This window comes from Phaeobacter italicus (assembly GCF_019801785.1).
Classification (GTDB): domain Bacteria; phylum Pseudomonadota; class Alphaproteobacteria; order Rhodobacterales; family Rhodobacteraceae; genus Phaeobacter; species Phaeobacter italicus.
Genome location: NZ_JAHVIJ010000006.1, coordinates 101,685 through 120,952 on the forward strand (window position 1 = coordinate 101,685; position 19,268 = coordinate 120,952).

Consider the following 19,268-nt stretch of genomic DNA (forward strand, 5'->3'; position numbering starts at 1 on the left):
GTCGCAAACGGATCATCTTGGCTGGCAGCGGTGGCTCGGCCTGCCTCGGTTTATTGCCGGGGGGCGGGTGCATCAAAACGCAGACACTTGAGAAGGGAAACCAGATGGCCGCAACGACGACAGTAAAAGAACATATCTGGATCCCGCTGCCGGATGGTCGTCGCCTTGCCGCGCGGATGTGGCTTCCGGCTGGCGAGGGGCCGTTTCCCGCGATCCTTGAATATCTGCCCTACCGCAAACGCGATGGCACCGCGCCGCGTGACGCCACCACACATCCGGTTTTTGCAGCCGAAGGTTATGTCTGTCTGCGGGTGGATATCGCGGGTACGGGCGACAGCGAGGGGCTGTTTGATGATGAGTATTCAGAACAGGAACTGAGCGACGGCGAGGCGGTTCTGGCCTGGCTTGCGGCGCAGCCCTGTTGTGACGGCAATATCGGCATGATCGGGATTTCCTGGGGCGGCTTTAACGGTCTGCAACTGGCCGCACGCCAGCCCGAAGCGCTGAAGGCGGTGGTCAGCGTGGCCTCAACCGTGGACCGCTATGCCGATGATATCCATTTCATGGGCGGCTGCCTGCTGAGCGACAATGCCAACTGGGCGTCGCAGATGCATGCCTACCAAACCCGTCCGCTGGATCCAGATCTGCGCCCCGACTGGCGCGCGGCCTGGGTGGAGCGGATCGAGACGCTGCCTTTCATGGCGGCGGACTGGCTGCGTCATAATCGGCGGGATGATTTCTGGAAACATGGATCGGTCTGCGAGGACTGGTCTGCGATCAAGGCGCCGGTGCTTGCGATCACTGGCTGGGCCGATGCCTATGTGAATGCGCCACCCGCCCTTGCCGCGCAGATGCAGGCCCCGGCCAAGGCGCTTATCGGTCCTTGGGAACACCGCTATGCCCATATTTCCAAGCTGGAGGCGCATGATTTCCACGCAGAGGTGCTGCGCTGGTTTGATCGATGGCTGAAGGGCGAAGACAGCGGGGCAGAGGCTCTGCCCGACTATCGCACCTACATGCAGGAGCATTTCAATCCGACAAAGGAAAACAAACCCCGGCAGGGCCGCTGGATTGCCGAAACAACCTGGCCGTCTGCGAATGTGCGCGAGGTGGTGCATCATCTGGGTCAACAGGGCCTGTTGCAGGCCACCCCGGATGCAGGCGTGGCGGTGGTGTCAAATCCGGCAAGCCTTGGTGCTGCGAGCGGCTATTTCTGCGCGGGCATGCGGATCGACAATGAACTGCCGGGCGATCAGGCGGGGGATGATGCGCTGTCCACCTGTTTTGAGACGCAGCCACTGGATGCCCCGCTGGAGCTGCTGGGGCGGGCGCGGGTGCGGCTGGCGTTTTCTGTCGACAAGCCCGTGGCGCAGGTGATGGCGCGGCTTTGTGACGTGGCGCCGGATGGCGTGTCGCAGCGCATCACCTACCGGGGGCGCAACCTGTGCCATGATGACAGCCATGAAACCGCCGCGCCGCTGGTGCCCGGCAAACGCTATGAGGTTGAGTTTGCGCTTAACGAATGTGCCCATCACCTGCGGGCAGGCCACAAGCTGCGGCTGGCGCTGTCGACGTCCTACTGGCCGATCGTCTGGCCCTCGCCCGAGCCGGTGTCGCTGACGCTGCATCTGGAGGGCTGTGCACTGATCCTGCCGGAACGGTCGGTCGCTGAAGAGGTCGCGGCGCAGGCGCCAGGCGCTGCGCGGGAGTATCCGACCTATGAGGCAGAGGTGACGCGCGCGCCCTCTGGCACATCCAACACCTATGAAGAGGCCGACGGAACGCTGGTTTTGGAGACCTTCGACGACTATGGCGCGGCCATTGATCCGGTGCATGGTATGGAGGTCGGCAGCCACGTGGCCATGCGTTATGCGATCCATCCGGATGATCCGGCGAGTGCGACATTCTCCAGCCAGTGGCGGTTTACCTTTGCGCGGGGTGATTGGCAGGTGCAGGTTGATACCGACAACCTGATGCAGGGGGATCGCGAGAATTTCCACCTTTGGCGCAAGGTTGTGGCAACCGAAGGACCGGCAGAAGACGAGGTCTGCGTTAAGGAATGGCGCGAGAGCTTGCCGCGCGATTGTTTGTGATTTCGCATCAAAACCAGTTAAAAATCGCTGTTTTTCCCCCGATTGACCGCCAGTTCGCCATGTTCTGGCCACGTTATGTCTCCAAAAACGGAACAACGCGTTAACCATTTCAGGGCAAAATACCCCCCTGATTTTGTCTTAACAGCGTCAGGCGGCCGGATGGATGGTCCTTCCGGTCAGGAGCAGACGATAAACAGAACTGGGGTGAGAAGGTGCATCTATCCGTTGTTGTACCCTGCTATAACGAAGAAGAGTCCATCCCTCTTTTGGTGGACCGTTTGGTGCAGGCCATCGAACCCTGGAAAGAGCGGGCTGAGATCATTCTGGTGGATGATGGCTCCAGCGACGAGACCTGGGCCGCGATGGAAGCCGCGCACAAGCGTCATCCGGTGGTGCGTGGCATTCGCCTGTCAGCCAACCGTGGCCATCAGATTGCTCTGACCGCGGGGCTGGAGGCCGCAACAGGCGCGCGTATCTTCATGCTGGACGCCGACCTGCAGGATCCGCCGGAAATTCTGCCTGACATGATGATGATGATGGATCGCGGCTATGACGTGGTTTATGGCCGCCGTGCCGAACGCCAGGGCGAAACCCGGTTCAAGAAAGCGACCGCTTTCCTGTTCTACCGGACGCTCAATGCGCTGTCTGACGTGGATATTCCCAAGGATACGGGCGATTTCCGCCTCGTGAGCCGCAGATCGCTGGATGCCGTGTTGCAGATGCCGGAGCGGGCGCGGTTTATTCGGGGCATGTTTGCCTGGGCGGGGTTCCATCAGATCGGTCTGGAATACGTCCGAGAGGCCCGCGTCGCGGGAGAGACGAAATATCCGCTGAAGGCCATGCTGCGCTTTGCAACAGATGCCCTGACCGGCTTTTCCACCAAACCGCTGAAAATTGCCACACGGCTGTCCTTTGTCAGCCTGTTGGTGACGGTTTTCATGGCGATCTATGTGTTTGGCTCGCTGATCCTGTTCAACACGGTTGCAGGTTGGGCTTCGGTTCTGTTGGCGATTTCCTTCTTCTCGGCGATCCAGCTGCTCACTCTCGGTATTCTGGGGGAGTATGTGGGCCGTCTCTACATGGAAAGCAAACAACGCCCGCTGTATTTCCAGTCGCAGGAAACCGGCCAGCCAATGGCGCATCCGGTGGATTTCGGCCCTGAGGCGCGCGACAGCGGTCGCAACGCCACACAAAGCGCGGCTCGCGCTGCAGCGGAGCAAAAGGAAGCCTCATGATCCGCGCGTTGCTGGATAAAGACCCGGCGCATCTGATCCGCTTTGCCATCGTCGGTGTTACGGTCGCGGCGCTGTATGTGATGCTTTATGTCGGGTTTCTGTCGCTGGGGCTGGCGATCTGGGCCGCCAATGCGCTCGCCTTCGGGATTGCGGTGCTGGTCCAGTATGTCGGCCAGACCGTCTGGACCTTTCGCCAGCAGTTGGCGGAACCCGGTCAGGCCCTGCGCTTTTGCATCACCATTGGCCTTGGCTTTGTGACCTCGGCCATTCTGACCGGTCTTGTCGGGCCGGCGCTGGACTGGCCTTCGTGGTTGGCAGCCGGGATCGCAGCGGTCTTGTTGCCGGTTCAGAATTACCTCTTTTTCCGACTTTGGGTTTACGCCGGCGTCGGCGCGTAAAACAGGAGCAGACAGTCATGTCGCATGTTTATTCGAACGAGTTCTACGACTACATCGATACCGGAGCCCGCAGCTCGGCGCAGGCGCTGATTGCGGCTGTGCAGCCTTGGCTGGCAGCGCAAAGCGTACTTGATCTGGGCAGCGGACGTGGGGTCTGGCTGAGCGAGTGGGCCAAGGCAGGTGTTGAGGATGTTGCGGGTGTGGATGGCGATTATGTGGATCGCAGCCGCCTTGCCATTCCTGCGGCGCAGTTTCATGCCGCAGATCTGACACAGGATTTCGATCTTGGCCGCAGATTTGACATGGCCCAAAGTCTGGAAGTGGGGGAGCATCTGCCAAACGCCGCGTCGGCGAAGCTGGTTGATGGTCTGACCCGCCACGCCGACCGCGTGCTGTTTTCCGCCGCGGTTCCGGGGCAGGGCGGCGAGTTCCACATCAACGAGCAGCCGCTTTCGTTCTGGCAAGAGCTGTTTGAAGCGCGCGGCTATACTGCGTTCGACTGTGTACGCCCGGCATTGAAATCGGCCGACGGCGTGGAACCCTGGTATCGCTACAACACGGTTTTGTACGTCAACGAAGCGGGGCGCAAAGGCCTGCCGCAGGCGGTGCTTGATACAGAAGTGCCGACAGGGCAAAAAGTGCCGCTGGCAGGCAGCTTTGGCTGGCGCTTGCGTCGCGGGGTTGTGTCGCTGATGCCGCGCCCGATGGTGACCAAGATTGCCCAGGCGCGTGCGGCGGTCATTGCCCGGCAGGCCCGCGCAGCTGGCACGGCCCCCGGCGTTCATCGCGTGAAGTCATGACCTATATTGCTGACGCATCCGGGCTGGGTGGTCGCGCGGTTTCGGGAACGTCCCGGCACCTGTGGGCGACTATTCTGGTGGCCTATATGGGGTTGCTGGTTGCGGCAGCATTTCAGCTGCCCGATCCGCTGATCCGTCACGACGACTATCCGGCGCTGTTTGGTGATGCAGAGATCTACTATATCAAGACCCTGACCGAAGGGCGCTGGGTGAATTACCTGTGGCACATGCGCGATGTGCTTTTGCCGAGCTGGGCCAATTGCCTGATCTACAACGGGCTTTGGGCGATTGTGCTGGGCTGTTTGGCCCATAACGCCTTGGGCGCGCGGGAAGAGTTGTGGCGCAAGGGCGCTGTTGCCCTGATCGCGGGACTGTCGGCGCCGTCGCTGTTGATCTCTTGGTGGTTCAACACGCTCATTCCCGGCATGGCAATTGTCGCCACCTTTGCCTTGGCCAGCACGGTTCTGTCGGCCAGAACATGCCGCTGGTTGCTGGTGCCTTTTGTGCCACTGGCGCTGATGGCCTATACGACGTTTCCGTTTTTCCTGTTGGCGTTTTGTCTGACGCGGGCGGATGTGCGGCGTTCGGCCAAGGATCTCGCGCTGACGCTTGGGGTGTTCATCCTGTCCTTCGCGCTGGCGATGGGGTCGATCTATACACTGAACTATCTGTTCCACGGCATCTTTGGCGTGCCGATGGCCGAGTGGCGGAACCCCAACCCGGCCCATGATCTGGCATCGGCCCTTGAGAACCTGGGCATCATTGGGACATTCCTGTCGTCTTCTGCCTCGCTTGTCTCCTTTCACTTCCTGCCGTTGACGGTGTTCCAGCTGGGGGTGTTTGCCTGGGCCGTTTGGCTGGTTGGCAAGGCGGATCCTTGGCGGGCGATCTATCCGCTGGCAGGCATTGCTCTGGGGATGGGGTTGATTTTTGTGCAGACGATCAAGACCGGCATTATCCTGCCGCCGCGGGTGTCGGGGTTTGTGTGGCTCTACTATGCGGTGCTGTTGGGGCTGTTTTCCCAACAGATGGCGCTGCGTGGGGGCGGCTGGGACAGGCTTGGGCGCAATCTTCTGGCGTTTTTGGCGCTGATCTATGTGGCTTTCAGCCTGCTGCAGCATCGCGACGTGACGGCCTGGCAGGGCGACAGCCGCGCGATGGCGGCGCAGATCAGCCCGGCTTCGGGGCCGATTTATGTAACAGGCACCTATCTGTCATTGCCCTCGGGCGAGGCGTCGGGTCTGCAGCATGATCTGGCGGTGGCCTTTCGCCTGACGCAGCTGACCGGGCGGGATGTGGTGATGTGCGCGATTGAGCCTGCGGCCTGCGCGCATCTGCCCGAAGAGGTGCAGGCCGGTGCCGAGGGGGCGGACTATGAGGTCCGCAACATGGAGGGGGCGAGCGTGGTGATGCTGTCTGCGACCCCCATTCGTGAGCCGGCCGAAAACATGCCGCATGGCGGCTGACCTGCCTGATCGGGGAAAACGGAAACGGGGGCCGACTGGCCCCCGTTTGCATGTCAGGTTCTGAAGGCGCGGCTCAGAAGTCGAGGCCGAGGTCCAGGGTCTGGGCCGAATGGGTCAGCGCGCCCGAAGAGATATAGTCCACTCCCGTGGCTGAGACTTCGGCAATGCGTTCCTTGCGCATGTTGCCGGAGGCTTCGGTCACCAGCTGGCCTTTTGCCATGGAGACCGCCTTGGCGAGGGTGGATGTGTCCATGTTGTCCAGCAGAACCACATCCGCGCCACCCGTTGCCAGAACCTCTTCGAGCTGAGCAAGGGTGTCGACCTCGATTTCGATCTTCATCATGTGGCTGACATTGGCCTTGGCGGCCTTGAGAACCGCGGCGACTCCGCCGGCGGCGGCAATGTGGTTGTCCTTGATCAGGATGGCGTCCGACAGCCCGTAACGGTGGTTGTAGCCGCCGCCATGCAGGACGGCCTGTTTTTCGACCATGCGCAGCCCCGGCGTGGTCTTGCGGGTGCAGGTGATGCGGGTCTGGGTGCCTTTGGTTTCGGCGACAAAGCTGTTGGTGAGGCTGGCGATGCCGGACAGACGCCCAGCAAAGTTCAGAGCCACACGTTCACCGGACAGAATTGATGCGGCAGATCCTGAAATGGTCATCAATGTCTGTCCCGGCGTGCAGGGGCTGCCATCCGGGACCAGCGTTTCGATCCGCAGAGCAGGATCCACCAGATGAAAGGCGATCCGGGCGATCTGCATCCCCGAAACAACACCTGCGTCGCGGGCGTTCAGGCGGGCTTCATAGGTGGTGGCGGCAGGGATCACTGCGCGGGTGGTGACATCTCCGCTCTGGCCGAGGTCTTCGAGCAAGGCTGCGCGGACCAGCGGTTCGACAATCAGATCGGGAAGGGTGGCAAAGGACGGGGTCATGTCAGATCCTGTGCGGCGGCGGCGCGGATGGCGCGGGCCTCGGTGAGGGTAATTCGGGTGCGGTGGGCGAGATCCGGGTCCGCGGCGGGAAAGTCATCGCGGAAATGGCCACCCCGGCTCTCGCGGCGGGCGAGGGCGGCGGCAGCAATCAGGGTGGCGGTGGCGCACATATTGGCAAAACTCTCGTCGTCACCGTAGTGCGCCAGCAGGGTCTCGATTGTGGCGAGCGCGGTTTTCAGCCCGGCCTCGTCGCGGCGCACACCCACATGAGCGGTCATCGTCTCACGCAGCTTTGCAATCGCACTGGCGGGGGCCGCAGGTGTCGTGGCGGGCGCAAAGGTCAGATGCAGTTCGGGCGGCGCCTGATCGCTATCCTCCGGTGCCGGGCCCAGGGTGGCGGCGATATCCTGGGCCGCCGTGCGGGCATAGACCAGCGCCTCCAGCAGCCCGTTGGACGCAAGCCGATTGGCGCCGTGTAGCCCGGTCGAGGAGGCTTCGCCGCAGACCCAGAGGCGCTCCAGACTGGCGCGGCCTTGCAGGTCGGTGTCGATGCCGCCCATGTGGTAGTGCGCTGCGACTGCGACGGGGATCGGCTCTGTCACGGGGTCAATGCCTGCGCGGGCGCAGGTCTCGGCAACGGTGGGAAAGCGGCTCAGAACCTCGGCGCCCAAGGCTGCGCGCGTGTCGAGCATGGGCCGATGTCCGGCCTGTGTTTCGGCAAAGATCGCCCGGGCAACGATGTCGCGGGGGGCGAGCTCTGCGTCGGGGTGGGCGGCCAGCATGAAACGGTCGCCTTCGGCGTTGATGAGCGTCGCACCATCGCCGCGCAGGGCCTCGGTTGCGAGGGGGGCAGGGTCTTCGCCAATGTCAAAGGCCGTTGGATGGAACTGCACAAACTCAGGATCTGCGATCTGCGCACCTGCACGGGCGGCAAAGCCGATGACCTGGCCGCGGATGCGGGGGGGATTGGTGGTATGGGCAAATAGCCCACCTGATCCGCCGCCAGCCAGCAGGATCGCAGGGGCGCGGATCAGAAGCGGCGCAGAGGTGCCGGTGGCATCGCTGACCCAGACACCGGTCACGCTATCGCCGACGCATTCCAGACGAACCGCCTGCGTGCCTTCCTGCACCTGTACCGAGGGTGTGGCGCGGACGGCGGCGATCAGTGTTTCCATGATCTGCTTGCCGGCCTGATCGCCCTTGACCCGCACAACCCGCGCCATCGAATGGGCGGCCTCGCGGCTCATGACAAATCCGCCGTCCGGGGTGCGATCGAAGGGGGTGCCAAGATCGGTGAGGTCGAGAATATGGTCGCGTGCAACCTGCGTGACCATGGCAGCAACGGCCGCATCGACGGTGCCAGCCCCTGCGCGCACGGTGTCGCTGGCATGGGCTGCAGGGCTGTCCGCCTGGTCCATCGCGGCGGCCACACCGCCCTGCGCCCAAGCCGAACTCGCCCCATCGCCGAGCGTTTCCGGAGAGATCATCAGCACGGGGCGCGGCGCCAGTTCAAGAGCCGCATAAAGCGCAGCCATGCCGGCCCCGACAATGATGATGCGGCTGGTATCGCAGGTTGCGGTGCCTTCGGTCAGGGCCTGCACATCAACATGTTCAGAGGCCGGGGCCTCCGTCACGGGGTTGCCAGTCGTGCCCTGTGCGCCGGGGCGGTCCAAGGATCAGATCCCCAGTTTCTGGCTGAGGTCGATCATCTTCTGCACCGCCACGCGGGCTCCTTCGGCGACCTCCGGGTCAACCTCTACCGCTTCGGACATGGTGTGCAGCGACCAGAGGATTTTCTCCAGCGTGATCATTTTCATGTAGGGGCACATGTTGCAGGGACCGACAAAATCGACCTCGGGCAGAGCGTCAGCGATGTTGGAGGCCATCGAACATTCGGTGATCAGCAGGGCTTTTTCCGGTTTCTCGTCGGTGACATATTTGATGATGCCGCTGGTCGAGCCAGAGAAATCCGCCTCGTTCACCACATCCGGCGGGCATTCGGGATGCGCAATCAGGCGCGTGCCGGGGTTCCACTCGCGGAAGTCGCGCAGATCCTTGGCGGTGTATTGCTCGTGCACGATGCAGGAGCCCTCCCACCAGACGATGTTCTTTTGCGGCACCTGCTGGGCGATGTTCTGCGCCAGGTACTGATCCGGGGTCATGATGATGGTGTCGCTGTCAAGCGCCGCGACGATCTGGGCCGCATTCGAAGAGGTGCAGCAGATGTCAGAGGCCGCTTTGACTTCTGCGGTGGTGTTCACATAGGTCACCACTGGCGCGCCGGGATATTTTGCCCGCATCTCTGCGATGCCTTCGGCGGTGATGGATTCGGCCAGCGAACAGCCTGCGTCCATGTCGGGGATCAGGACGATTTTGTCAGGGCTGAGGATCTTGGAGGTTTCGGCCATGAAGTGCACGCCGCATTGGACGATCACGTCAGCCTCGACCTTTGCGGCCTCGATCGCCAGCTGGAGACTGTCGCCAACCACATCCGCAACACCGTGATAGATTTCCGGCGTCATGTAGTTGTGGGCAAGGATCACCGCGTTGCGCTTTTTTTTCAGCTCGAGGATGGCGGCCACATAGGGGGCAAACATCACCCAGTCCGCGGGGCTGACCACACGGTCCATGCGGCTGTAGATGTCGGACATCTCTTCTGCCAGCGCCGGATTGGGGGCAAGGTCGTAGTGGTTGGCGAGCTGATCGCGCATGGTTTGCAGATCGAACATGGCATTTCCTCAAAGCTGCGCCAGAGATGGCACTTTGGGGTGGTGTTCTTTCATGTTCATATTTCGCACGCAAGCAAATGCAGTGACTTAATCCCGCTTTTCGCGGCGCGTCCTCGGGTAAATCGGCTCCAATTGGAGGCTATCGGCAACAGAAGGCCTGTGGCGTGCCTGTCCCCTTTTGTCCGCAGATTTGCTGGTGGCGCTAACGCGCTGCGGTCAAATTGTCCTTTTTCCGGCGCAGGGCCATTTTCGGCTTCTGGGGGCTGCATTATTGTGATTTTGAGAAACGAAACACGCAGTCAGGGAAGCGGTGCGTCCGGTCCCAAGGGAGAGTTGGCCCGCTTACATGTCGGATCTTTGGGACGGATTGATGCAGGCGGCCTGGCTGCTGGTGACGCTGGATGCGGATCTGGTCGAGATCACGCTGCGCTCGCTTCGGGTGACGCTCAGCGCCCTGGCGGTGGCCTGCCTGATTGCGCTGCCGCTGGCCGCCCTTTTGGCGGTGCGCCGGTTCCGCATGCGCCGGGCAACGATTGCGGTTTTGAATGCGCTGATGGGGTTGCCGCCGGTTGTGGTGGGGTTGATTGTCTATGTGATGCTGTCACGGGCTGGCCCGTTCGGGGTGCTGGGGCTGTTGTTTACACCAACGGCCATGATCATCGCGCAGGTCATCATCATCGTGCCGCTGGTCGCGTCCATCGCGCATCAGTCGCTGCGCGATTTGTGGAGCGACTATCACGATCTGCTGATTTCCCTGAATGCGACGCAGTTTCAGCGGATCTGCACCCTGCTCTGGGATGGGCGCCGCGCGCTTTTGACGGCGGCGCTGGCCGGGTTTGGCCGGGCCATCGGCGAGGTCGGCGCGATCATGATCGTGGGGGGCAACATCGACCATGCCACACGGGTTCTGACAACAGCGATCGCGCTTGAGACCGGCAAGGGGGATTTTGCCATGGCGCTGGGGCTGGGGTTTGTGCTGATTGCGCTGGCTGTGGCGGTGAATTTGTCCATCCACTGGCTGGGCAAAACCGAGAGTGAGGGCCGGTGGTGAGCGATCTGTTTCCGGTTTCGGTGCGCAATGCGTCGGTGCGCAGGCGCGGCAAGGTTCTGGTGGGCCCCGTTGATTTGCAGCTGGGTGGGCAGGGCACGTCGATCGTGATTGGCCCCAATGGCGCGGGCAAGACATCGTTGCTGAAGATGTTGCACGGGATTTTGCGTCTCGGCGGTGGGCAGATCAGCTGGGCTTGTCCGACGGAACAGGCGCAACGCCAACAGGCGTTTGTGTTTCAAACCCCTGTGATGATGCGCCGTTCCGTGGTGGAAAACATCGCCTATCCCCTGCGGCTCAACAAGGTGGCACGCCAAGAGGCATTGGCGGAGGCGACGATCTGGGCCGAGCGGATCGGGCTGGGCGGCGATGCGCTGCAACGACCCGCGGTCCTGCTGTCAGGCGGCGAGCGGCAGAAACTGGCGCTGGCGCGCGCGCTGATCCGCAAACCACGGCTGCTTTTTCTGGATGAACCCTGTGCTTCCCTTGATGGGCGGGCCACGCGCGAGATCGAGGAAATTCTGACAGAGGTCGCGGCGTCGGGGACGCGGCTGATCATGTCGACCCACAATATGGGGCAGGCGCAACGCCTGGCCGATGAGGTTCTGTTTGTGCTGCACGGCAAGGTCGCGGAGTTTTCCCCGGCCGAGGCGTTTTTTGCAGGGCCGCAGACAGATCAGGCACGTGCATTTTTGAACGGAGATATTGTCGAATGAAACACATGTTGTTGGGCGCGCTGGCTGCTGTTGCTATGGGCACGGCGGCTTTTGCGGACGAGATGAAGATGGCGGTGACCACCTCTTTCCATAACTCGGGCCTCGCAGAGGTGCTGTTGCCGGAGATCAAGGCCGATCTGGGCCTTGAGGTGCAGTTGCTGGTTGTCGGGACGGGTCAGGCGATCCGTCTGGGCGAGGCGGGCGATGTGGATGCGATCCTGGTCCATTCCAAGAAAGCCGAAGAGGCGTTTCTGGCAGGCGGCAATGGCACCCATCGCCGTGAGATCATGTATAATGATTTCGTCTTTGTCGGGCCCAAGGCAGACCCGGCTGGTGTGGCAGAGGCTGGCTCTGCTGCGGATGCCTTGCAGAAGGTTGCCGCCTCGCAAGCGGCCTTTGTCAGCCGTGGCGATGACAGCGGCACCCACAAGAAAGAGCTGAGCCTGTGGAAATCCGCCGATCTGTCCCCGGAAGGGTTTGGCGATTGGTACAATGCTGTGGGGGCAGGCATGGGGGCTGCGCTCAACACGGCAGCAGGGATGAACGGCTATATCATGTCCGACCGTGCCAGCTGGCTCAACTTTGCCAACAAGGGAGATCTGGCGCTGCTGTATTCCGGCGATCCCGTGTTGTTCAACCAATACGCCTATCTGCCGGTCAATCCGGAAAAGCACCCTCATGTGAAAACGAAACTGGTGGCCGAGCTGGAGAACTGGCTGGTGTCGGACAAGGCAAAGGATCTGATCAACAGCTACCAGATCAACGGCGAAGCCCTGTTCGTGTTCAACGCCAAACCGTAACGCTGTCGCCTTTTGGGAATGACGAAATGCAAAACGCCGCGCTGGTCTGCGCGGCGTTTTCTGTTGTCGGGCCAGTCGGTTTTTCGGGCCAGTCATTTGGTCAGGCTGTCGATCTCAGTCGTCGGTCACGTGGATGGCGAATTGTTCCAGCCCTGCGTCCTGCGCTTCGATGGCGCGAAAGCTCTCCTTTACCCCGGCCTCTGTCAGTTCGCGCATCACAGTCAGCAGCGTGTTGGGGGCATGATCGGCGCAGAGGTCAGCCATGTGCGCCAGCTCTTCCTGGGCGACGGGGCGCGCGGCCTCTATCCCTGGGGCGCCGTAGTAGGTGACAAAATGCTGGGCCAGCAGATCGCGGAGGGTCGCCATCTCGGCCTCTTCAATCTTGGTCACTGCGACAAACGTCGCCCGCCCACCCGTTTCCAGCCCCATCCAGCCGTTGGCAAAGGCCTGACGCTGTTTGCCGATCAGATCGGCCTCGCCCCAGTTTGAAAACTCAAACCCGCCGGAAATGCACCACTCGCCGGTGCGGGCAGGGCTGGCAAAGACGTTCTGATCGCTCTCGTCGAAATGAATGGCACGGGCAAGCTGCATCATGGGGTCTCCAGTAGGGTGGTGAGAGGGATCAGATGGGTGGTTGTCTCATCGCGCAGGAGCAGGCCGAAATCTTCATCCACCCCAAGAAATGTGCCGGTCTGGCCCTTGTGGCTTATGGTCTCGCCCATATCCTGCGCCAGACCCCGCCAGGTGGCATGGACGGGTTCGGTGCCTTCGTCCTCCCAGCGGTTGATCCAGTGCAGCGCGTGGCGCGCCCAGCTTTCCAGAAGCTGGCCTGCGTCCACATCGGCGCAGCCCTCGGCATATAGGGCTGTGTCCTCCGGGTGATCGCCGGTTTCACCCTCGCCCGGCGGCCAAAGCGGCAGGTCCAGACCGATGACCAGCCAATCAGGCACCTCTGATGGCTCTGACGTGCTGGAGGCAGCGCGCAGGCGGCCACACCGGCCGCCATTGATGCGCAAGCCGCCATCCCATTGAAGATGTACCGCGACCTCTGGCGGGGCCAGCGCACCCAGGGCGTTCTGCAGCGCAATGCCACAGACGGGCAGCATTGTCATAGCCTGCTGCAGCGCGACCTCGGGTGCGAAAACGAGGGCAGCCTGCAACCGGTCGTGGGACAGGTTGTAGACCACCAGACCCGCATCACAGCCCAGCACTGCCTTTTGGCAGGCGAGGGCAAAGGGATCCTCTGCCCCGCTGAGCGCGAGCCCCTCCATCAGAGGCGGAAAGCTGAGTTCGCTCATGGCGGCCACCGGATCAGGCCTGACCTTTGGCGATCAGATCTGCCGCCAGATCGTGAAACGCCTTGGCCTGCGCGCTGTCGGGTTTGCTGACGGCAATCGGCGCGCCACCGTCGGCGGCCACGCGCACATCCAGATGCAGCGGGATTTCTGCGAGCAGCGGCACGTTCAGCTTGTCAGCCTCGGCCGCGACGCCACCATGGCCAAAGACATGTTCCTCGTGCCCGCAGTTGGAGCAGATATGCGTGGACATGTTTTCTACCATGCCAATGATCGGCACGTTCAGTTTCTGGAACATGTCGATGCCCTTGCGGGCGTCGATCAGGGCAACGTCCTGCGGCGTGGAGACCACGATGGCGCCGTCCACATGTGCCTTTTGCGCCAGCGTCATTTGCACGTCACCGGTGCCCGGTGGCAGGTCCACGATCAGCACATCCAGCGCCCCCCACTGCACTTGCATCATCATCTGCTGAAGGGCCCCCATCAGCATCGGGCCACGCCAGACAACGGCCTGGTCTTCATTGGTCATGAGACCAATCGACATCATGGTGACACCGTGGTTGCGCATCGGCAGGATCGTTTTGCCATCGGGGCTAGCGGGGCGGCCAGAGACACCCAGCATGCGCGGCTGCGAGGGGCCGTAGACATCGGCGTCCAGCAGGCCCACACGGCGGCCCTGCGCGGCCAGAGCACAGGCGATATTTGCCGACACTGTGGATTTGCCGACGCCTCCCTTGCCCGAAGCAACAGCGATGATGCGGTCTACGCCGGGGATTTTCTGCGGGCCTTGCGGCTGGGCGGCCTGCTTGGGCTTCAGATCCGGCGGGGCCTTTTCGGAATGGGCGGTCAGCATGGCCGAGACTTTGCCCGCGCCGGGAAGGGCCGCAACCTTGGCATCCGCTTCGTCCCGCACCGGCGCGTAAACGTCGGATTTGGCTGGGTCGATTTCCAGAACAAAGCGGACAGTGCCCTCTTCGATGTTCAGCGCACGCACGATACCTGCGGCGACGATATCGCTGCCGGAGAGCGGATCCTTGATGGTCTTGAGCGTTTCAAGAACGGTTTCACGAGAGAGAGACACGCCGGGGTTGCTCCTTGGTTATTTGTTTGTCTTCAGTTTTGGGGCGGCTGCGGCGGGGCCGAGATCACGCCTTGACGAAGATGTAGGTGGTTTCCTAGCATTTCGTATGGGTTTGGTATGCAGTCTTTTGCGGGTTCGGATACGGTTTTTGGCGGTTTGTGCGGCTGTGCTGCTGCTTGCGGGGGGCATTGTGCCCGGTGGCCCGCTCCGCGCTGAAGAGACCCCGCGCCTTGTCCGCCTGGCTGTGCCACAGGCGCTGGTGGACACCGGGCTGTTGGCTTACATCCTGCCGCGATTTTCCCTGAAAACCCAGATCCGCGTTGCTGTGGTTCCCGTGGAGGAAGCGGCGGAGGCGCGGCTCGAAGGCACAGCAGCGGGTACGCCAGTGTTTTCCGATGCCGACACGACCTGGCATCTTGATCTGATTGCGCCTGACCATGCCGGGGCCAAACGTCTGCGCAAATGGCTGACCTCCGATGTCGGTGTGCGCGCCATTGCGGCCTACGCCCCAGCTGGCGTGGCGATGTTTCGGGCCCCCGAGGTCCGCGAAGCGGAGGTGGCCGAACTGTCGTGGGATGGCGATGCCGACCTCGGCTACAGCCTGTCGCGCGTTCATTGCGGTCGCTGCCACGCGGTCGATGAGGCAGGCCGCATGAACAGCATCGGCTCTACGCCATCGTTTTTCGTTCTGCGAACGCTGTCTGACTGGGAGGGCCGCTTTCAGGCGTTTTATGCGTTGAAACCCCATCCTGCCTTTACCCAGATCGCAGATGTAACCGCGCCCTTCGACGAGGCCAGACCCTCGCCGATCGTTCCCGTCGAAATGACGCTGGAGGAGCTGGAAAACATCATGGCCTATGTGGCCCTGCTGGCCCCAGCTGATTTGGGCGCGCCGTTGGAACAGAAATAGGGTCGTCATCGTCTTGCGTCGGGGCCGTCGGCTGTGAAGGTTCCGTGAAAAGTGGGCCCGCCGGCCCGGTCGGGGCAGATCTGGGCAGGTCGGGCGAGCGACTTAGTGGTCCTTGCGTTTGCTCAGATAGTCCTCGGTGGTGCGCACGCGGGGGCGATCAGCACCGGCAAAAGGATTGTTCTGCTGGTGGAACTGCGCGTTGACCCGGCAGTCGTCACACATCTGGATCATCCGTGCGGCATCTGGATTGGCAAACATGGAGTGTTTCCCTGCAAGCTTTTCGGTGATTTTGTCGATGGTGGATTTTACCCCGAATGGCGTGCCGCATTCGACGCAGGCAAAGGGCTCTTCTTCGTGCAGGACGACCTGTGACAGCGCCGCAGACGTGAGGTTTAGGCGGGGCTCGTAGCTGATCGCATTCTCCGGGCAGACATTGGCGCAGAGCCCGCATTGCAGGCAGGCGTCCTCTTGAAAGCGGAGCTGCGGCAGGTCCGGATTGTCACCAAGCGCACCGGAGGGGCAGAGCGAAACACAGGACAGGCAAAGGGTGCATTTGTCCGACGCGACAAGCACCGCACCATATGGCGCGCCCTCGGGCAAGGGTAACATGTCCGCATCGGGCATCAGCGCCTTGGCGGCCTGCCGGGTGATCTGGCGCCGGGTGCCCATTGGCCGTTGGGGTGTTTCCACGGCAGCGCATCCCTTGGCGGGGGCAAAAAGCTGCTCGCTCAGCTGGTCGGGATCGGCAGGCTCCAACAGGCGCAGGTGGTCCCCTGCAATCGCTGCCGCCAGCGCAATTTCGTGGTCCTGCGTATCGCGTTCGGCCTTGGGCGAGAGAAGGACGTTGACCTCGGCAAAGCCGGCAGTCAGCGCGGCCAGCGCCTCGGCATGACCAAAACTGTTGAGCGCATCGACAGACAGCGGGATCACGTCGGCGGGCAGACCCCGGCCGTGTCGAGCGGTCAGCTCGATCATCTCCCGCCCGTAGGCATCCACGACCAGCAGGCGCGGAGAGGTGCCGCCTGCGTCCAGATAAGCCTTTGCCAAGGTCTGGATCCGGCGCATCTGGGCGTCGGTCGGCGGGGCGTCATAGGTGATGGCGCCAGAGGGGCACAGCGAGGCGCAGGACCCGCAACCGGCGCAGATCATCGGGTCGATGCTGACGTGGTCGCCATCCGGGCTGATGGCGCCGGTCGGGCAGACGTCCAGACAGCGGGTGCAACCGGTCTGGCCCGCCCGCGAATGGGCACACAAGAGCGGCTCGCTGCGCACGTAGAGTGGTTTTTCGAAGGTGCCGATCAACTGGCTCGCGGTCAGGATGGCATCCGCCAACGCTGTGGGGGATTTGGGGTCAGCGCGGACGTAGCCTTCACGTTTTTCCGGTGCCGGAAACAGCGGACGATTGCCGCGCAGATCAAGGATGATGTCGCAGATCGACTGGCCGCCATCGCGCGGAGCATCCCAGGTCCAGTTGCGGCCCGTTACATCCAGCTGCTGCAGCTGATCGATGGTCACGGCAAATTGTCCCAACGCCCCCTGCGCCCGTCGCAGATGTCCTGAAATGACGTCGTAGGCGCGGGTCATCGGTGGGTCGATTGGCTGCTCAAGAAGCACGGTCACGGCGAGCGTATCCTGCAGTTTTTCAGCCGCCGCAAAGGCCACATCCGGTGCCCCAAGTATCAGGCAGAGGCCTTCGGAATGGACATCAACTGTCTTGCTCGTGGGGATCTCCAGCAGGGCCTCAGCAACCAATGCGGACATTTTGGGCAGTGTCGAGGCCTGATCCGTGGTCCATCCTGCCCGGTCACGCAGATCGAGATAGGCAGGCGAGGGGCGGCCCAGCTCCTCTGCCAGAGCATCAAAAAAGCGGTGTTCCTGGGCACAACAAATAATTGCATCTTCGCCTTCAAGCGCCGTGGCAGCCTGCTCTATCTGGGTGGTGCAAAGCGCGGAATGCACCTTGGAACAGGGTAGGCCGGTCGCTTGAGACAGGGCCTCTTGATCGAGGTTCTGAGTGCCGGAACAGTCACATAAAATCATATGCTTAGGCATGTTTCCTCGCGCTTTGTAGTGCTGCCTGAAGTGGCGGGTTTTCGCCGGAACGGGCCTTAGAGTAGGCATGATTCCCGCAGGTCGTAAACCGGATTTCGCGGTGTGCTTGCTGTTGGTCGTAGCGGCCAGAGGTTGAGTGATTCGCATTGGCGGCGTGCGATTGACGGTCGGGCGTTTTTCCGACTGAAAAGCTCAAGATAGACTTTTCGTCCGGGCGGGCCCGTTGGTCGCTGAAAGCTTGGTCAGATTGACCGATACCGCCTGTTTATCGAGCAATCAGCAAATCTTATCTTTCGGCAGCCTGTCACGATGCGGCACTCTTTGTGGAAAGCGACAAAACCGACAGGGCGGTCAACGTGACGCAAACCATCGATCCGAATGCAAAGACGGTTGTGATGCCGCTGGGCGTTGTGATGCGCCGTCAGCCGGGGGTGACCCGTTGGGCGCGCTGGTCCTGGAAGGCGACGGCGGTTCTGCCGGGGGCAGGGGAGGCGCGCTGGCAGTTGCTGCGCGAGGAGGATGGGGTCAGCGAATTCCACGCGGCCACCCTCCCGCTGGAGCTGCACCGGACGGAGGCAGAGGCCTACCTGCATGGCCTGACAGCCGAACCACCCTGCATCTACGTCGTATTGCGTGACAGCGTGGAAGGGGATTGTCCGCTGGAGGTGCTGTTGGTGACCGCATCCCCCTATGAGGCGCAGGATTACGCGGACAATGGCGAGGATCTGGTGGAAAAGGTGCCGATGCCTGCGGGGCTGATCGCGTGGGTGCGGGACTTTGCCAAGCTGCATTATCAGGATGAGCCGTTCAAGAAACGCCGCCGTGACCGCGTAAAGACCGACGCCAGCGAAGACGGCATTGGCGATCCACGGATTTCCCAGCTGACGGATGTCTATCGCTCGCCGTCTCTCAAGAAGGCGCGCCTGTCATGAGAGGGGATGATTTCTGGTCCCGCCGCCGCGCCCGTGTTGCGGCAGAGCAGGAGGCAGAGGCCGCCGAGGTCGCCGCAGCTGCCCGTCAGGCTGCAGAGGAGGCGCTGGAGGAAAAGACCGACGCCGAGATCCTCGAAGAGCTGGATTTGCCGGACCCGGACGAGATGCAGCAGGGCGATGATTTCAGCGTCTTCCTGAAAGAGACCATACCGGCGCGGATCCGTACCCGCGCCTTGCGTCGTCTGTGGACCAGCAATCCGGTGCTGGCGAACGTGGACGGGCTGCTGGACTATGGTGAAGACTTCACTGACAGCGCAATGGTGATCGAAAACCTGCAGACCGCCTATCAAGTCGGCAAGGGCATGACCGCCCATGTCGAAGAGCTGGCCCGCCAGGCGCAGGAGGCGACAGAGGGCGAAGCGGTCGCGACGGCTGAGGCCGCCGACAACAGCGATGCCCAGCCCACTGAGGAGGCGACCGTCTGCGATGCGACAGATGGTGAGGGGAACGCCCCCCTGATCGCGCAGGCTGAAACGCCGAAATCCGCAACCGCGAAATCCGACACCGTTCGCCCGCCGACCATGGCCCTGCTGTCCCCATTGGACGCGGTCGAGGAGGCTGAGGCGACTTTGGCGCCACATCCCGTGGTTCTGGACGAGCCGGAGCCGGTGCCAGCTGCGCCACGCCGCATGCGCTTTACCTTTGCTGCAGACACCAAGGCAGATACCGGCGCTTCCGCCACCTGAAACTTCGCTGAAACGCCCTAGATCAAGACCCGCGAGGAG

Annotated in this window: 18 protein-coding genes; 11 read left to right on the top strand and 7 right to left on the bottom strand. The window is 62.3% G+C overall.

The genetic code is table 11. The features are described from left to right. Positions 1-104: 104 nt before the first annotated feature. From KUV39_RS15230 to KUV39_RS15250, 5 genes are all read left to right on the top strand, one after another. On the top strand, positions 105-2,093 hold the full coding sequence (locus KUV39_RS15230) for a CocE/NonD family hydrolase (RefSeq protein ID WP_222460210.1): 1,989 nt from the start codon (positions 105-107) through the stop codon (positions 2,091-2,093). 212 nt (positions 2,094-2,305) lie between these two features. Next, a complete protein-coding gene (locus tag KUV39_RS15235) occupies positions 2,306-3,328 on the top strand; it encodes a glycosyltransferase family 2 protein (RefSeq protein WP_222460211.1) in 1,023 nt (340 codons plus the stop codon). Further along, positions 3,325-3,726, top strand: a complete 402-nt coding sequence (locus KUV39_RS15240; protein WP_222460212.1) for a GtrA family protein — start codon at positions 3,325-3,327, stop codon at positions 3,724-3,726. Before KUV39_RS15235 ends, KUV39_RS15240 begins: the two co-directional genes overlap by 4 nt. Positions 3,727-3,743: 17 nt before the next feature. Continuing rightward, a complete protein-coding gene (locus tag KUV39_RS15245; protein ID WP_222460213.1) occupies positions 3,744-4,526 on the top strand; it encodes a methyltransferase domain-containing protein in 783 nt (260 codons plus the stop codon). Beyond that, positions 4,523-5,992, top strand: a complete 1,470-nt coding sequence (locus KUV39_RS15250; protein WP_244998394.1) for a hypothetical protein — start codon at positions 4,523-4,525, stop codon at positions 5,990-5,992. The genes KUV39_RS15245 and KUV39_RS15250 overlap by 4 nt, the downstream gene beginning before the upstream one ends. A gap of 73 nt (positions 5,993-6,065) precedes the next feature. On the opposite strand, the gene nadC is transcribed toward KUV39_RS15250, so the two are convergent. From nadC to nadA, 3 genes are read right to left on the bottom strand one after another with little or no spacing between them, the layout of a single operon-like run. Continuing rightward, a complete protein-coding gene (gene nadC / locus KUV39_RS15255) occupies positions 6,066-6,920 on the bottom strand; it encodes a carboxylating nicotinate-nucleotide diphosphorylase (protein ID WP_008559622.1) in 855 nt (284 codons plus the stop codon). Continuing rightward, on the bottom strand, positions 6,917-8,593 hold the full coding sequence (locus KUV39_RS15260; protein WP_222460214.1) for an L-aspartate oxidase: 1,677 nt from the start codon (positions 8,591-8,593) through the stop codon (positions 6,917-6,919). Before KUV39_RS15260 ends, nadC begins: the two co-directional genes overlap by 4 nt. Positions 8,594-8,596: 3 nt before the next feature. After that, entirely contained in the window at positions 8,597-9,649 is a 1,053-nt protein-coding gene (gene nadA / locus KUV39_RS15265) for a quinolinate synthase NadA (protein ID WP_008560047.1), read from the bottom strand. 346 nt (positions 9,650-9,995) lie between these two features. Between nadA and KUV39_RS15270 the strand changes: the two genes are divergently transcribed. The 3 genes from KUV39_RS15270 to KUV39_RS15280 are packed head-to-tail and all read left to right on the top strand — an operon-like array spanning position 9,996 to position 12,213. After that, a complete protein-coding gene (locus KUV39_RS15270; protein ID WP_222460215.1) occupies positions 9,996-10,700 on the top strand; it encodes an ABC transporter permease in 705 nt (234 codons plus the stop codon). Continuing rightward, positions 10,697-11,413 carry an ATP-binding cassette domain-containing protein gene (locus KUV39_RS15275; RefSeq protein WP_008562639.1) on the top strand — a complete coding sequence of 239 codons (717 nt, stop codon included), beginning with the start codon at positions 10,697-10,699 and terminating at the stop codon, positions 11,411-11,413. Before KUV39_RS15270 ends, KUV39_RS15275 begins: the two co-directional genes overlap by 4 nt. After that, a complete protein-coding gene (locus KUV39_RS15280; protein ID WP_222460216.1) occupies positions 11,410-12,213 on the top strand; it encodes an ABC transporter substrate-binding protein in 804 nt (267 codons plus the stop codon). Before KUV39_RS15275 ends, KUV39_RS15280 begins: the two co-directional genes overlap by 4 nt. Positions 12,214-12,327: 114 nt before the next feature. Here the strand turns inward: KUV39_RS15280 and KUV39_RS15285 are convergent, their stop codons facing one another. Genes KUV39_RS15285 through apbC form a run of 3 tightly spaced genes read right to left on the bottom strand, consistent with a single transcriptional unit; the run spans position 12,328 to position 14,589 of the window. Further along, positions 12,328-12,804: a DUF6505 family protein gene (locus tag KUV39_RS15285; RefSeq protein WP_037303089.1), complete on the bottom strand. Its 477-nt coding sequence runs from the start codon at positions 12,802-12,804 to the stop codon at positions 12,328-12,330. Further along, positions 12,804-13,511 (bottom strand): DUF4444 domain-containing protein, encoded by a 708-nt coding sequence (locus KUV39_RS15290; protein ID WP_209035413.1) that lies wholly within the window; start codon positions 13,509-13,511, stop codon positions 12,804-12,806. Before KUV39_RS15290 ends, KUV39_RS15285 begins: the two co-directional genes overlap by 1 nt. Before the next feature lie 13 nt (positions 13,512-13,524). Continuing rightward, on the bottom strand, positions 13,525-14,589 hold the full coding sequence (gene apbC / locus KUV39_RS15295; RefSeq protein ID WP_008562157.1) for an iron-sulfur cluster carrier protein ApbC: 1,065 nt from the start codon (positions 14,587-14,589) through the stop codon (positions 13,525-13,527). Between the two features lie 148 nt (positions 14,590-14,737). On the opposite strand from apbC, the gene KUV39_RS15300 reads away from it, so the two are divergent. Beyond that, positions 14,738-15,499 carry a hypothetical protein gene (locus tag KUV39_RS15300; protein ID WP_222460217.1) on the top strand — a complete coding sequence of 254 codons (762 nt, stop codon included), beginning with the start codon at positions 14,738-14,740 and terminating at the stop codon, positions 15,497-15,499. A gap of 102 nt (positions 15,500-15,601) precedes the next feature. On the opposite strand, the gene KUV39_RS15305 is transcribed toward KUV39_RS15300, so the two are convergent. Further along, positions 15,602-17,551, bottom strand: coding sequence for a 4Fe-4S binding protein (locus tag KUV39_RS15305; RefSeq protein WP_222460218.1), 1,950 nt, complete (start codon positions 17,549-17,551; stop codon positions 15,602-15,604). A gap of 395 nt (positions 17,552-17,946) precedes the next feature. Between KUV39_RS15305 and KUV39_RS15310 the strand changes: the two genes are divergently transcribed. Next, the gene (locus tag KUV39_RS15310; RefSeq protein ID WP_037303090.1) at positions 17,947-18,483 is read left to right on the top strand and encodes a DUF3305 domain-containing protein; all 537 of its coding nucleotides are present in this window, start codon (positions 17,947-17,949) and stop codon (positions 18,481-18,483) included. Further along, positions 18,480-19,229, top strand: a complete 750-nt coding sequence (locus KUV39_RS15315; protein WP_222460219.1) for a DUF3306 domain-containing protein — start codon at positions 18,480-18,482, stop codon at positions 19,227-19,229. The genes KUV39_RS15310 and KUV39_RS15315 overlap by 4 nt, the downstream gene beginning before the upstream one ends. The last annotated feature ends 39 nt before the right edge of the window (positions 19,230-19,268 follow it).

What these genes read in the sequence shown, in the direction of transcription:
- KUV39_RS15230 (WP_222460210.1), top strand. Translation starts at nt 105, where the DNA reads ATGGCCGCAACGACGACAGTAAAAGAACATATCTGGATCCCGCTGCCG.
- KUV39_RS15240 (WP_222460212.1), top strand. Translation starts at nt 3,325, where the DNA reads ATGATCCGCGCGTTGCTGGATAAAGACCCGGCGCATCTGATCCGCTTT.
- KUV39_RS15245 (WP_222460213.1), top strand. Translation starts at nt 3,744, where the DNA reads ATGTCGCATGTTTATTCGAACGAGTTCTACGACTACATCGATACCGGA.
- KUV39_RS15250 (WP_244998394.1), top strand. Translation starts at nt 4,523, where the DNA reads ATGACCTATATTGCTGACGCATCCGGGCTGGGTGGTCGCGCGGTTTCG.
- nadC (WP_008559622.1), bottom strand. Translation starts at nt 6,920, where the DNA reads ATGACCCCGTCCTTTGCCACCCTTCCCGATCTGATTGTCGAACCGCTG.
- nadA (WP_008560047.1), bottom strand. Translation starts at nt 9,649, where the DNA reads ATGTTCGATCTGCAAACCATGCGCGATCAGCTCGCCAACCACTACGAC.
- KUV39_RS15270 (WP_222460215.1), top strand. Translation starts at nt 9,996, where the DNA reads ATGTCGGATCTTTGGGACGGATTGATGCAGGCGGCCTGGCTGCTGGTG.
- KUV39_RS15280 (WP_222460216.1), top strand. Translation starts at nt 11,410, where the DNA reads ATGAAACACATGTTGTTGGGCGCGCTGGCTGCTGTTGCTATGGGCACG.
- KUV39_RS15285 (WP_037303089.1), bottom strand. Translation starts at nt 12,804, where the DNA reads ATGCAGCTTGCCCGTGCCATTCATTTCGACGAGAGCGATCAGAACGTC.
- KUV39_RS15290 (WP_209035413.1), bottom strand. Translation starts at nt 13,511, where the DNA reads ATGAGCGAACTCAGCTTTCCGCCTCTGATGGAGGGGCTCGCGCTCAGC.
- KUV39_RS15305 (WP_222460218.1), bottom strand. Translation starts at nt 17,551, where the DNA reads ATGCCTAAGCATATGATTTTATGTGACTGTTCCGGCACTCAGAACCTC.
- KUV39_RS15310 (WP_037303090.1), top strand. Translation starts at nt 17,947, where the DNA reads ATGCCGCTGGGCGTTGTGATGCGCCGTCAGCCGGGGGTGACCCGTTGG.
- KUV39_RS15315 (WP_222460219.1), top strand. Translation starts at nt 18,480, where the DNA reads ATGAGAGGGGATGATTTCTGGTCCCGCCGCCGCGCCCGTGTTGCGGCA.